This is a genomic window from Brevundimonas phoenicis (assembly GCF_047237745.1).
GTDB lineage: Bacteria > Pseudomonadota > Alphaproteobacteria > Caulobacterales > Caulobacteraceae > Brevundimonas.
This window is the reverse complement of the sequence record NZ_JBDFLN010000001.1, coordinates 1,713,352-1,726,356: the sequence shown is the minus strand read 5'-3', so window position 1 is coordinate 1,726,356 and position 13,005 is coordinate 1,713,352. Positions and strand designations below refer to the sequence as shown.

General features: G+C 64.4%; 7 protein-coding genes and 1 tRNA gene. 4 read left to right on the top strand and 4 right to left on the bottom strand.

Annotated elements, in window-relative coordinates; all coding sequences use genetic code 11:
* Nucleotides 1-4: 4 nt before the first annotated feature.
* The gene (locus ABC419_RS08490; protein WP_412877731.1) at nucleotides 5-2,611 is read right to left on the bottom strand and encodes a TonB-dependent receptor; all 2,607 of its coding nucleotides are present in this window, start codon (nucleotides 2,609-2,611) and stop codon (nucleotides 5-7) included.
* A gap of 195 nt (nucleotides 2,612-2,806) precedes the next feature.
* Here ABC419_RS08490 and tgt point away from each other — a divergent pair, with 195 nt between their 5' ends.
* Nucleotides 2,807-3,919, top strand: coding sequence for a tRNA guanosine(34) transglycosylase Tgt (gene tgt, locus ABC419_RS08485; protein ID WP_412877732.1), 1,113 nt, complete (start codon nucleotides 2,807-2,809; stop codon nucleotides 3,917-3,919).
* Here the strand turns inward: tgt and ABC419_RS08480 are convergent.
* The 3 genes from ABC419_RS08480 to ABC419_RS08470 all read right to left on the bottom strand — a co-directional run bounded on the left by ABC419_RS08480 (nucleotide 3,916) and on the right by ABC419_RS08470 (nucleotide 6,392).
* Nucleotides 3,916-4,464, bottom strand: a complete 549-nt coding sequence (locus ABC419_RS08480; protein ID WP_412877733.1) for a hypothetical protein — start codon at nucleotides 4,462-4,464, stop codon at nucleotides 3,916-3,918. The genes tgt and ABC419_RS08480 overlap by 4 nt on opposite strands.
* Before the next feature lie 187 nt (nucleotides 4,465-4,651).
* Nucleotides 4,652-5,221, bottom strand: a complete 570-nt coding sequence (locus ABC419_RS08475; RefSeq protein WP_412877734.1) for a hypothetical protein — start codon at nucleotides 5,219-5,221, stop codon at nucleotides 4,652-4,654.
* A gap of 1,094 nt (nucleotides 5,222-6,315) precedes the next feature.
* Nucleotides 6,316-6,392 (bottom strand) — tRNA-Lys (locus ABC419_RS08470).
* 244 nt (nucleotides 6,393-6,636) lie between these two features.
* Between ABC419_RS08470 and ABC419_RS08465 the strand changes: the two genes are divergently transcribed.
* The 3 genes from ABC419_RS08465 to ABC419_RS08455 are packed head-to-tail and all read left to right on the top strand — an operon-like array spanning nucleotide 6,637 to nucleotide 12,973.
* A complete protein-coding gene (locus tag ABC419_RS08465) occupies nucleotides 6,637-6,894 on the top strand; it encodes a hypothetical protein (protein ID WP_234287756.1) in 258 nt (85 codons plus the stop codon).
* A 56-nt stretch (nucleotides 6,895-6,950) separates the two neighbouring features.
* Complete coding sequence (locus ABC419_RS08460; protein ID WP_412877735.1) at nucleotides 6,951-8,738, top strand: autotransporter assembly complex protein TamA; 1,788 nt, start codon at nucleotides 6,951-6,953, stop codon at nucleotides 8,736-8,738.
* The gene (locus tag ABC419_RS08455; protein ID WP_412877736.1) at nucleotides 8,735-12,973 is read left to right on the top strand and encodes a translocation/assembly module TamB domain-containing protein; all 4,239 of its coding nucleotides are present in this window, start codon (nucleotides 8,735-8,737) and stop codon (nucleotides 12,971-12,973) included. The genes ABC419_RS08460 and ABC419_RS08455 overlap by 4 nt, the downstream gene beginning before the upstream one ends.
* Nucleotides 12,974-13,005 lie beyond the last annotated feature (32 nt).

The following is a 13,005-nucleotide window of genomic DNA, read 5'->3' as shown; positions in this document are numbered from 1 at the left end:
CGCCTCAATACCGGAAGCGCAGGCCGACGGTGTAAAGGCTCTCTTCGTAGCGAACATCGCGCGGATAGACGCCCTCGCCATAGTCGAAGAACGAGCGGAACGGCTGACCCAGGATATTGGTCGCGTCGAAGCTGACGGTGATCCGCTCGGTCGGCGACCAGCCCGCCGAGAAGTCCAACCGCCCCACGTCGTCGACATACTCGCCGATGACGCCGTTGCCGAACTTGGTCCGCAGGTTATAGGCCAGCCGCGCCGTCCACGGCCCGTTCTCATACATGCCGGTCAGGTTGTAGGAGTACTTCGACACATAGGGCAGCGCCCCGTCGATGTAGGTGGCGTTGGCCTGCACCCCGAACGAGCGCGCCCATTGCGGCACGAAATCGTAATCGAAGAAGGTCGTGAACGACGCCTCGACGCCCTGCAGCACGGCGTCGTTCAGATTGACCGGCCGCGTAACGCGCAGGACGCCATAAACGGGATCGTCCACATCCATCGTCTGATCGGCGATGAAGCCTGAAATCTCGCGCCGGAACAGGGCCAGGGTCGCGGCGCCGGTATCGGCGAAATAGCGCTCCAGCGTCAGGTCATAGTTGGTCGACTGGATCGGCTTCAGATCGGGATTGCCCCCCGAGGCCGTGCGCCGTCCGGAGGTATCGGCCGACGGGCTGACGAACACGCTGGGGTTCAGCTGACCGAAGGCCGGGCGCGTCCGCGTCTGGTTCGCCGCCATGCGCAGGATCAGGCCGTCGTCCAGCATGAATCGCACGCCCAGGCTGGGCAGCAGGTCGGTGTAGCGTCCGCCCTGATCGACCGGCGTGAAGACCTCGGCTTCCCCCTCGGTCGAGCGGCTGCTTCCGCGCACAGTGAAGTCGGTGGCGACGATCCGCAGGCCCAGTTCGCCCTCGATCGGAATACGGGTGTTGATGGCGAAATCGGCCTGACCATAGGCCGTATAGGCCGTCTCGGACGCTTCATAGGTCTGGACCGGGTTGATCGGCGGGCGACCCGGCTCGAACCCGGCCAGGGCGCGCAGGGCGTCCATGTTGGAGCGCAGGCTGCCGTAGGTCGGCGACACCCAGGCGCGCATGGCCTGAACGTCGCTGCCGTTGAACCCGGCCGGGATCAGGGCCAGTTCGACCGGAAGTGAGGTCAGCGGCAGGCCCAGGCCTTCCTGGTTCTGATACCGCTCGCCGTTCTGATAGGAGCCGTTACGGTCGACGTAGCGCACGCCGAACTTCAACTGCGGGATCAGGCTGTTTCCCGTGTCATAGGTCAGGTCGATCTTCGCCTGCCAGTCATCGCCCGCGCCGATGAAGTGGCGATCGAACAGACCACGATAGACGTAGTTGTCCGGGTTCGTAACGTCGAAGTCGCGGAATTCGAAGGTCGCCCCGCCGTCTTCGCCCGGCGTATCGAAATCGATCAGCGTCACCGGAGCATGGGTAAAGGCCGTGTCGAAGCTGTAGTTCGAAAACTCATAGGTGCTGTCGGTGCGCGCCAGGTCGAAGGCGATCTGAAGCGGCCCGGCGTTGTAGCTGCCGCCCACGGCCGCCTGCCAGGTGTTCGTCTTGCCGATCGAGGCGCCCTGCCACTGCTCCGGACGACGCCCGGCGATCTGGGTCAGACTCTGAATCTCATTGCGGCCGTCGCGCAGCGCCACGTCCTCGAACCGGGTGGTCTCGTGGTTCAGCGGCACGATGAACTGGCGGTCCGAAATCTTGTTGCGATAGCCCTGATAGAGGGCGTCGACATAGAATTCCCACTGGTCGTTCGGCCGCCACTGCAACGCCAGATTGGCCGACGGCCGCCAGCGCTCGCCCGTCCCGTAGAAGATGCCCACGGCATCCGGGTATCGCGCGCCCTGCACCGCAGGATCAGCCGACTGCCCGTCCACGGCGACGATGCCGCCGCTGTCCCAGCGCACGGAGTCGAGGTAGCGGAGACTGGTGTAGGACAGGTTCAGCAAGGCTCCGACCTCGCCCGCGCCGGTATTCCAGCGGTTACTGATCAGGATGTCGCTGTTCGGGTCATAGCTTTCAGACTGGGTCGCATATGACCCCTTCACCGAGGTCGACAGTTCGAAGCCGTCGAAGTCGAACGGCCGCCGAGACCGCACATTGATCAGGCCGGCAATGCCCGACTCCAGTCGCCAGGCGGAACTGGACTTATAGACCTCCAGCGCAGAGATGGCCGCCGCCGGGAAGTCCTGCATGGCGACCGAACGTCCCTGATCCGTGAAGATGTCGCGGCCGTTATAGGTGGTGGCCACATCAGGCAGGCCTCGCACGATCACGCGCGACGCCTCCCCGCCTCCGCGCTCGACCTGGATGCCCGTGACCCGCGCCAGGGATTCCGAGGCGTTCACGTCCGGCAGCTTGCCGATGTCCTCGGCGACGATGGCGTCCATCACCTCGTCGGCGTTGCGTTTCAGCGCCTGGGCCGAGCGCAGGCTGCCGCGCAGGCCCGTCACCACCACGTCCTGCACCTGGACCGGGCCGTCGGAGGCGGCCGACGGCGGCGTGACTTCAATGAAATCCTGAGACCAGGCAGGATGGGCGACGGCGAGCGCAAGCAGAGAGACGGAACCCAGGGTTCCCGAACGGAGCAGCATTAATCAGGCGACTTTCACGGTTTTGTGCGCGGCCCTAACAGCTGCGTGATCGTTCGGTTGCCAAATAACCGTCGCTATTCGAACAAAGGCGTCGACGCCGGATTGCCGCCACAGAACCGCCTCGCCTGAACGCCTCCAAGGACTGGCGGCCTTCCCCCGTTCGGCCTAAGACGCGCCTCCCTGCAAGGAACGCCCATGCCTTTTCCGTTTGAGATCTCCGCTGTCGAAGGCCGCGCCCGCACCGGCGTGCTGAAGACTACGCGCGGCGACATCCGCACGCCCGCCTTCATGCCCGTCGGCACCGCCGCCACGGTCAAGGCGATGACGGTGGATCAGGTCAAGCAGACCGGCGCGGACATCCTGCTGGGCAACACCTATCACCTGATGCTGCGGCCCGGTCCCGAGCGGATGGAGCGCCTGGGCGGCCTCCATAACTTCATGCGCTGGGACAAGCCGATCTTGACCGACTCCGGCGGCTTCCAGGTCATGAGCCTGTCGGGCATCTCCAAGTTGACCGAGGAGGCCGTGACCTTCTCCAGCCATATCGACGGGTCGAAACACGTCCTGACGCCGGAACGCTCGATCCAGATTCAGGCCGACCGCCTGGGCTCCGACATCGTCATGCAACTGGACGAATGCGTCGCCTGGCCCGCCGAGGAAAAGCGCGCGCGCGAAGGCATGGAGCTGTCCGCGCGCTGGGCCCAGCGCTCCAAGAACGCCTTCGGCACGCGCGACACGCAGGCCCTGTTCGGCATTCAGCAGGGCTCGACCTATGAGAACCTACGCCGTGAATCCTCCGAACGTCTGCTGGAGATCGGCTTCGACGGCTACGCCATCGGCGGCCTGGCCGTCGGCGAAGGCCACGAAGCCATGTGCGAGGTTCTGGACTATGCGCCCGAGTTCCTGCCCAAGGACCGCCCCCGCTATCTGATGGGCGTCGGCAAGCCGATCGACCTGGTCGAAGCGGTCTATCGCGGCGTCGACATGTTCGACTGCGTCCTGCCGACCCGCGCCGGCCGCCACGGACAGGCCTGGACCTGGGACGGGCCGCTGAACCTCAAGAACGCCCGCTTCGCCGAGGATCAGGATCCGCTGGATGTCGAAGTCCCCTGCCCGGCCTCACAAGACTATTCAAAGGCTTACCTGCATCACCTGATCCGCGCCGATGAGATTCTCGGCAAGATCCTGCTGAGCTGGCACAACATCGCCTTCTTCCAGGCGCTGACGGCCGCCATGCGCGCCGCCATCGCCGAGGGTCGGTTCGAACAGTTCCGCCGCGACTTCCGTGCGCGGCATCTGAAGACCTAGCCGCGGCGCGGCACGAAGCCGGCCGGCGCCGCCGGCGGCGCGCAGTTGCGCTGCATTCCTACGCCCTTCAGGAAGGACCGGCGGCGCAGGCCCGCCTGAATGGCCGACTGGACGTGCTTGCTGTGCGCGTCGGCGCCGGTCAGGCGGCGCACCCAACTGCGGGCCGGAATGAAGTCCGTCACCGTGCCGCGCACGGCGTCCAGAGTCGCGCCGGCGGCGGCGTCAGCGGCGCGCTCGCTCATGAAGGTTCCATCGTCGGTGGGCGCGGCGTCCGTGTCCGGCCCCAGAGCCTCATCCAGGCGCGCGATCTCGGCGGCGATGACAGTGCATCGGGTCATGTTGCGCACGTCATAGGGATTGGATTCCGCCTGCAGCAGAACGGTCGGTATTTCCTGACGCTTGAGGTTCAGATCCTCTAGCGGCGCAGCCACGGCGTCGCCCAAGCCCGCCCCCACCTGGTCCACGCCGTCTCGGGCGGAGGCGCCGGCGTTGCAGCCGGCGAGCAAAAGAGAACCGGCGACGACGGACAAGGCAAGAGAGCGCATGACCGATGTTAAATCACGCAACCGCAACGAAAGCCAAGCCGCAAGGGCGATCAGATCTGATTATCGAAGAAAAGGGAGCGGTACACCCCCCTCGGGCTTGAACCGAGGATCCTCCGATTTTCACAAAAGTGTATGAAGCCGATGTCGGCGCATAAAGCGATCCTGCAAGCTTACACAGCAGACATCTCTACAATGCTGATGGTTCGTAACTTTGCCAGCAACCTCTTAGCAACTCCTCTGCTCGCACACCCCAGGCTGCCGCTTGGCCTCCGAACAGCCTCAAATTGATCCAGGCAAACCCTCCCTCAGGATCAGTCACTGTTCCCCATAATGTGTAACTCGGTCCGTGCGTGGGAATACCGCGAGATTCCACCCCCATAGGCCGTGGTGGGGTAATTCCAGGAACATCAAAAGATGCAATGCGAAGACCATAAAGCTCCCACAACATAGGATGAACTCTATCGCATTTAATACTATCTATGTAATCAATTTCAGTTATAGAAGAATTCTTATTTTGCACGAACCTCGCGACAATCCATCGAGATTCAGACTGCGCATCAAGTTTATTACTGCCAAAGTAATACATGTTTATAGATCTTGTCTCGAAAACATCCTCAACATGCATTCTAAAGAAGGGAGTTTTTCCGTGTATTTGCAATACATCTTTGTCTATATCTTCAAATTGACCTTCATGCGCTCGCGCATTACTAGTCAAAAATACAATAAATAGAAACATTAAAATCGATATTGCTCTCACGTTATGACTCCAGCTGCAAGGCAAGGAACTCCATTTTGGTTAACCTCCGGTCCACCCCCCCCCGTAAGCGCCGCACTGATATTAGTCTTGTCATAGATTTCGATTCTATGTTTACCCCCATCGATAGCCACTACATAAATGCGACCGTATTCATCATTTCGACGAGCATTTAGAGCGGCAATCCATGTAGCATCTGATGATGACGGCACTCCAGAGGATGGCCCAGTACTTGGATGGGTGTGAATCATTGCAATAGGTATAGCGCCAAGACCACAACTATCTATTTTTATATCGACATATGGCCGATTGCTGCCATCCGGCTGCACGCCATTCTCGTCGAATATTGGCGGGCCGTGCTCGATTGGACCAATGAAAAATGTACCGTTAGGCCTTTCGCATATCATCGCACCGTACTCTCGGTTTGCGAGATGGTGGGTAGAATCCATCTGATCGGCGATATATTTTCTTATCCGCCTGAAAGCTTCAGCTGCGGCGGCATCCGCATTCCATTCCCTCGCATTATCGGGATCATCGCACGGATGCGGTTCGTCAATCGGAGGCCCGTTAAGGGTCTAATTCATCTTGTACTGGTCCCAAGCCGCTACCGCCTGAAGACACAGGAGGATAAACTCCGCCAGGCGCTCTACGCTGACCCTTGACAAAAATTGGATCCACTTCAGTTGGTGGCGAATCGGTCATGGGGCACCTCAAAATAAAGCGATGCTAAAATATATAATTCACTGAACCACGATACTCCAGTCTCACCTTGCGTTCGCACCACCTCTAAAGTGCGGCTAACATGCCCGTGGTGTGGAGTTCGCCCTGGCGGGCGCCTCAGACAGCGAGATCATGTCTCAGCTGGAGCAGACCTCAGAAGCCGCAGCGAAAACCCACCGCCACTAGGCCAACTGCCGGAAAAGAGCCAACGCCGCCCAGGACAAGATTGACAATGTCATCAAGATCCGCACGCGCGCCAAGGCCAAGAACGCTGGGCGAACGCGAAGTGTATATAGCGCTGTAGAAGTGTATATGGCGCTGTATATGACCTCGCCGGTTTCAGCGGGACCGCCCACTAACCCTTTGAAAAGGGAAAATGGTACGCCCCCTCGGGCTCGAACCGAGGACCCTCTGATTAAAAGTCAGATGCTCTAACCAACTGAGCTAGGGGCGCACATCGCGTTTGCGAAGAGCGCGGAACATACGGATGAGCTTCGCGGCGGGCAAGTGGAAATTTCAGGAAATTTTTCACCGCACAAACAAGGCTCTGACGACGGCCCCCGCCACGAAATCAAGGCGATTCCAGCGCGCGATTCATCCCAGGTTCACATGAATCCTATAAAGGCGCGCCCAGAGGAACCGGCTTCGCCTCTCCACGTTTCCAGCCCCTAGAAGGGGGATCAAAAATGAATCGATCCATGTTGAATCGTCTGATGATCGGCGCGGCGCTGGCCGCCACCGGATTCCTGGCCGCCTGTGAACAACCCTACAGCGAACCGACGCCCGTCGAAGCGCCGGCGCCCGTTGAGGCCCCCGCCGCCGAAGACGCCGCCGCGCCCGCCGTTGCTGAGACCCCCGTCGCTCCCGAAGCGGCCACGCCGGTAGAGGCGCTGCCGCCGGACCAGCGTTCCTCCGAAGAGACAGTGCAACCCGAAAGCGATACGCTGTTTTACTGATTCTCCTGACGAACGGGGCTAATCGCTCATGATCGTCTCGCAACCAGGGTTCGGATTTGACGTCGAGGCTTCCCCTCCTTCTTGCCGGCGCGGCAGTATGCGCCCTTGCAAGCCAGGCCGCCGCCGAACCCCGGGCTCAGATTCGCGGTGAAATAGACGGCGATCTCAAACGCCAGCTCGAACAGGCCATTGGCGAGGTGGACGGCGCGCCGTCCAATCGTTTCGAGGCGCGTCGTCGCGCCCGTGCCGCGCTGACTTCAGCTCAGGCCTTGCTGCGTTCGGAAGGCTATTACCAAGCCACCGTAGAGGATCAGGTCGAGGGCGATGACAAGCCTGTCGCCGTGGTTCAGATCGCGCCGGGTCGCCGCTTCGTCCTGGGCGAAACCACGATCAACTGGACTGCGCCTGCGCCGGACGCGGAAACCAGCACCGCTGTCATTGAAGACATCCGGCTCAAGCCCGGCGAGCCGGGCCGGGCCGCGGGCATTCTGGAAGCCGAAGGCCGCGTCGTCGCCGATCTGACCAGGCGCGGCTATGCGGACGCCGTCGCCCTGCCCCGCCGCGTGGTCGTGGATCACGCCACCTTCCTGGTTCAACCCGGCTTCAACATCAACTCCGGCGAGTTGGTGCGGCTGAACGGGATTCAATTGCGGACCCGCGGACCGACCAAGGAAAGCTGGCTCCAGAGCCTGGTCCCCTGGAAGGAAGGCGATCGCTACGATCCAGAGGACATCGCCGAATTGGAACGTCGCCTGCTGGACACCGGCGTCTATGACGGCGTGGGCGTGGCTCTGTCGCCGCTGGACGACATTCGGCCGGACGGCCTGCGCCCGGTCGTCGTCACTCTCGCGGACCGGCCGGTCAGCTTGCTTGAGGCGGGCGCCACCTATTCGACCTATGAAGGCGTCGGCGTCGATGTCTTCCGCACGCGCTACAACCGGTTCGGGCGCGCCGACACCCTGCGCTATGGCGCGCGCATCGCCAGCATCGACAGCCGCATCGGCGGCGAGTGGTCCCAGCCGCACTGGCGCAAGGCCGGTCGGACGCTGAAGCTGTCGTCCTTCATCGTCAACGAGCAGACGGACGCCTACGACCGCAGCGCCATCACCATGGCCGCAGACCTGTCCCAGCGCCTCGGCAAGACGTCCTGGTTCAGCTACGGCCTAGGCGTCGATGCGGGTCGCTACACGGAATATCGGTTCGACCCGGTGACCCAGGCGCCGATCACCTTCGACCGCGACCTGGCCATCGTCACCCTGCGCGGCAGCGCCTTCATGGATCGTTCGAACGATCCGTTGAACCCCACCTCGGGCTATCGTCTGTCACTATCGACCCAGCCGACCGCCGTGGCGGGCGAGGATACGGTCCTGTTCCTGCGCACCGAGGGCCAGGCGACCGCCTATCTGCCGATTCAGGACGACGCTAAGACCGTGCTGGCCGGACGCGCCCGCATCGGCTCCATCATCGGCGGCGAAGAACTGACCGTCCCGTCGGACCGCCTGTTCTATTCGGGCGGCGGCGGCTCGGTTCGCGGCTATTCCTATCAGAGCATCAACCCGCGCCTGCCCAACAACCGACCGCGCGGCGGCCTGTCGCTGTTCGAGACCTCGATCGAGGTGCGACGCGACATCGGCGAGAAGTTCCAGGCCGTGGCCTTCGTCGACGGCGGCGCCATCGGCTTCCAGGAAACGCCCAACCTGACCAATATGCGCTACGGTGCGGGCGTCGGCGTGCGTTACAAACTGCCGTTCGGCCCTGTTCGCGCCGACATCGCCTTCCCGCTGAATAAGCGTGAGGGCGACTCCGGGTTCCAACTCTATCTCAGCATCGGCCAGGCGTTTTGACCGACACACCTCCGCCTCACGAAACGGGCGCAGACGTCGCCGACACGCCGGCCAAGAAGGCCAAGCGCAAGCGCACGCGTCTGCAACTGGCGGCCTTCATCGCGGGCGCGACCTTCGCCGGTCTGCTGGCCCTGATCGTCGTCGCCCTGGTGGGCGGGCGGATGTATCTGGTGTCCGATGCGGGGCGCGAACTGATCACCAGCTTCGTCGCGGGCAAGAAGATCAGCCGTTACGGCCGGATCAACGTCGAGGGGCTGCAAGGCGATCTGTTCAACGATTTCCGCCTGAAGCGCGTCACCGTGACCGACGAAAAGGGCGTCTGGTTGGAAGCCTCGGACGTCCGCGTCGACTGGTCCTACTGGCCTCTGCTGGCGCGGCGCTTCCACGCGACGGAAATCAGCGCCGGCCAGATTCGTCTGTTGCGCCGTCCCGAACTTGAGCCGCCGAGCGAACCGGGCGGGCCGCAGGCCATCTCCATCGACATCGACCGCTTCAGCGCCAATGTCGAACTGCTGGAAGGTTTCTCCAAAGAATACGGCCGTTGGACCCTCAGCGGCGACGCCGCCATTCCGCGCAAGGGCGTCAAGACCGCCAACGTCAACGCCTACAGCCTGAACCGCAAGGGCGATTATCTGCGCCTGGCCGCCGCTTTCGGCGACAAGCCCGAGCACCTGCGCGTCAACCTGCGCGCCAATGAGGCCCAGGGCGGGCCGATCGCTGGTTCGTTGGGCTATTCCCCGGATCAGCCCTTCTCGGCTGTCGCCGTAGTCAACGGCGAGGTCATCGACGTGGCCGTCCAGACCGGCCAGTTCCGTCCCCTGTTGGTCAAGGGAACCTATGGCGACAACGGCGCCAAGGTCTCGGGCTATGCCGACTTCTCCGGCTCCGACCTGCTGGAGCCGTTCGTCGAGCGCATCGGCCGCACCGCCCGCTTCGGCTTCGCCATGACGCCGGACGCCCAGCGCGAAGGCTATCAGGGCGTGGCCTGGCGCCTGTACGCCGACAACATCGAATCCAGCGCGCGCGGCCTGATCCGCACCACGGACAACACCTCGCCTGACGGCATCAGCCTGGAGCTGAACACCCCCTCGCTCAGCCGCCTGGTCGGCAGTCCGATCGCCGGTCCCGCCGCCTATACGGGCGTGTTCAAGGGCGACGCCCAGGTGTGGAGCCTGCAAGGCTCGGCCAGTCTGCTAAACGCCGACATCGCCTCCTATCGCGCCACGCGCATCTCCGGCCCGGTCAATATCGCCGCCAACAAGGGCCGCATCGACGTGACGACCGACGTGCGCGCCGTCGGCGGCTCATCGGCGGGCATCATCGGCGGCCTGCTGGGCTCTGCGCCGCGCATCCAGATGGAAGGCACGCGCATGGCCGACGGCGCCATGCTGCTGAAGAAGATCGACGCGCGCGGACAGGGGCTGACCCTGACCGGCTCGGGCGGGCGCAGCCTGAACGGCGGCCTGAACTTCAGCGGCCGCGCCGACCTGACCGATCTGTCGCGCATTCAACCCGGCGCGCGCGGCGCGTTCGGCGGCCCGATCCGGGCGGCCTCGGCCAAGACCGGCGCGCCCTGGACCCTCAGCTTCGACGGGCGCGGCTCGCGCATGGCTATCGGCATGGAAGAACTGGATCGCCTGCTGGGCGCCACGCCGCGCCTGCAACTGGCCGGTTCGCTGAACGGCGGCGTCGTCTCCATTGATCGCGGCGAACTGACCGGCGCCGCCGGGCGCGCAGGCGCCAAGGGCCTGATCGAGGGGCCGAAGCTACGGCTGGCGCTGGACTGGAACGCCCAGGGCCCGTTCGGCGTCGGCCCGGTCGCCATCGACGGCGCCATGTCGGGCGACGGCGCCCTGACCGGCACCCTGGCCCAGCCGCGCGCCGACCTGCGCGCCGCCTTCGACAAGGTGGCGGCAGGCGGCCTGATCCTGACCAACGCCGATCTGGTGCTTAGCTTCCGCAAGGGCGCTGACGCTTCGGACGGGCGCGTGGTGCTGAACTCCGGCTCCAACTACGGACCGGCTCACGCCTCGGGCAACTTCTTCCTGGGCGGGCCGCGCCTGCGCCTGTCGGACGTCGATGTGAACGCCGGCGGCGTCGCGGCTCAGGGCGACGTCGCCCTGTCGAACAACTTCCCCTCCAGCGCCGACCTGACCTTCACTGCACGCCAAGGGGCTTTCCTGGCCTCGGGCGAAGCCAACGGCCGCATCCGCCTGACTGAAGGCGCGGGCGACCAAACCGCCGTTCTGGACGTCACGGGCCGCAACGTACGCCTGACCGGCCAGGACTGGACCCTGCGCAACCTGTCGCTGAAGGGCCAGGGCACGCTGGACCGCCTGCCCTTCACCCTGGCGGCCGACGTGGGCGGCGCCAATCCGGTGCAGTTCAACGGCTCGGGCGAATACGCCCGCCAGGGTCAAGCGCAGAGCCTGACCCTGCGCGGGGGCGGCCGCGTGCGCGAGATCGCCTTCACCACCCGCGCGCCCGCCGTCTTCGCCCTCAACGGCGACGGCCGCGTCGCGCGCCTGGACCTGGGCGTCGGCGGCGGCGTCCTGACCGGCGAACTGAAGCAGGACAGCGAAGGCAGCGTCATCCAGGCCGACATGACCAATGTCGAAATGGGCTCGCTCGTCCCCGACCTGCGCGGTCAGGTGACGGGTCGTGTCTCAATGCAAGGGCAAGGTGACACGCTGCGCGGCTCCGCCAACGTCGACCTCAGGCAACTGCGCAGTCTAGACGCGCCACGCGGCCTGGCCGTCGACGGCACGCTGAACGCCGACCTGACCGGCGACGCCCTGCGCCTGCGCGCCGAGGCCCACAACGGCACGGCCGTTCAGGCTACCGCCGACGTCACCTTGCCGGTCGAAACCTCAGCCGCGCCCCTGCGTCTAGCCATCGCCCGAACCGAAAACCTGTCGGGTCAGATCGCCATTCGCGGCCAGATCCAGCCCATCTGGGACTTGTTCCTGGGCGGCGCTCAATCGCTGTCGGGGCAGGTGAACGGCCAGGCGACCCTGGCCGGCACCCTGAACGCGCCGCGCCTGAACGGCCGGCTGGACCTGAACGAAGGCGCGTTCCGTGACGGAACGACGGGCCTGCGTCTCGAGAACATGACCCTGGCCAGCCGCTTCAACGACAGCCAGGCGGTGATCGAACGCTTCCAAGCCACCGACGGCGTGAAGGGCGAAGTGTCCGGCAGCGGCGACCTGGGTCTGCGTCAGAGCTCGCCCTCGACCCTGCGGTTGGAGTTGGCGCGCTTCCAGATCATCGACAACGACATCGCCAAGGCGCGCGCCAACGGTCGCCTGACCGCCGTGCGCGGCGCAGACGGCAACATCCGCCTGACCGGCAATGTGAACATCGACGAGGCCGAGATTTCGCCCGATCTGCCCGGCTCCACCGGCATCGTCAAAATGGACGTGGTCGAGATCAACCGTCCCGGCGGCGACACTGTCGAGACCGAAAAGAAGGCCGCCGCCGGTCCGCAGATCGGTCTGGACCTGACGCTGACCGGGCGCGAAATCTACTTGCGCGGCCGGGGCCTGAACGTCGAACTGCGCGCCGACGCCCGCGTTCGCGGCACCATCACCCAGCCCGAGTTGAGCGGCACGGCCAATGTGGTGCGCGGCGACTATGAGTTCGCAGGCAAGCGCTTCGTCTTCAACGATCGAGGCTCGGTCATACTGTCCACCGACCCGGCGCGCATCCGCCTGAACCTGGAAGCCGTCCGCGAAGACCCGGCCCTGACGGCCGTGATCAAGGTGACGGGCACCGCCGTCTCGCCCAAGATCGAGCTGACCTCCACGCCGGACCTGCCCCAGGACGAAATCCTGTCGCAGGTGCTGTTCGGACGTTCGGCGGCGCAACTATCGCCGTTCGAAGCGGCCCAGTTGGCCTCGGCCGTGGCGTCCCTGGCGGGCGGCGGCGGCTTCGATGTGGTCGGCAACCTGCGCGAACTGGCCGGTCTGGACCGTCTGTCCTTCAGCGGCGAGGCCTCCAGCCTGACCGTTGCGGGCGGGCGCTACATCACCGACGACATCTATCTGGAGGTCATCGGCGGGGCCGAGCGCGGCGCAGCCGTCAATGTGGAGTGGCAAGTGCGACGCAACCTGGCCATCACCTCCAAGTTCGGCGGCGAAGGCGACACCGCCCTGTCGATCCGCTGGCGTCGCGAAGGCCCCCGCCCCGGCGGCGATCGCGGCGACCGTCGTCCCAACGCCGCCGCCCGGCGCTAACGCGAGCAAGGCTGGCTGAAAGCCGGTCTCGT